This is a genomic window from Bacillus sp. REN3 (assembly GCF_017912555.1).
In the GTDB taxonomy this organism is placed as follows: Bacteria; Bacillota; Bacilli; order Bacillales; family Cytobacillaceae; genus Mesobacillus.
The window spans coordinates 1-418 of record NZ_JAERSD010000072.1 but is presented as its reverse complement, the minus strand read 5'-3'; the positions used below and the strand labels follow the sequence as shown (position 1 = coordinate 418).

The following is a 418-nucleotide window of genomic DNA, read 5'->3' as shown; positions in this document are numbered from 1 at the left end:
GTGGCTAAACGCGGCGGACTGTAAATCCGCTCCCTCAGGGTTCGGCGGTTCGAATCCGTCCCCCTCCACCATTTTTAATACATTTCAAAATTGGACAAGCTATTTGATGTCCTTTTTATTTTTCATTGGGCTATAGCCAAGCGGTAAGGCAACGGACTTTGACTCCGTCATGCGCTGGTTCGAATCCAGCTAGCCCAGCCATTTTTTTCTTTTTGCATTCAAGGTGCTTAAGAAACTTAAAGCAGGGTAAAACACCCTATATGAACCATTGGCTCAGTCGGTGGAGCAGATTGCTCCCATCCTGAATCCGCTTCTGCGCCCAATCTGCGAGGAAGACCTGGAGGTCTTTCGAGCATCGTAGATGCGATAAGCAATAAAAAGCTGTGGAGTCCAAGCTAATTATTAAATAATATTGAGA

At 45.9% G+C, this 418-nt stretch carries 1 tRNA gene; it reads left to right on the top strand.

From position 1 onward, the window contains the following. Positions 1-126 precede the first annotated feature (126 nt). A tRNA-Gln gene (locus tag JJQ88_RS21035) sits at positions 127-201 on the top strand. The last annotated feature ends 217 nt before the right edge of the window (positions 202-418 follow it).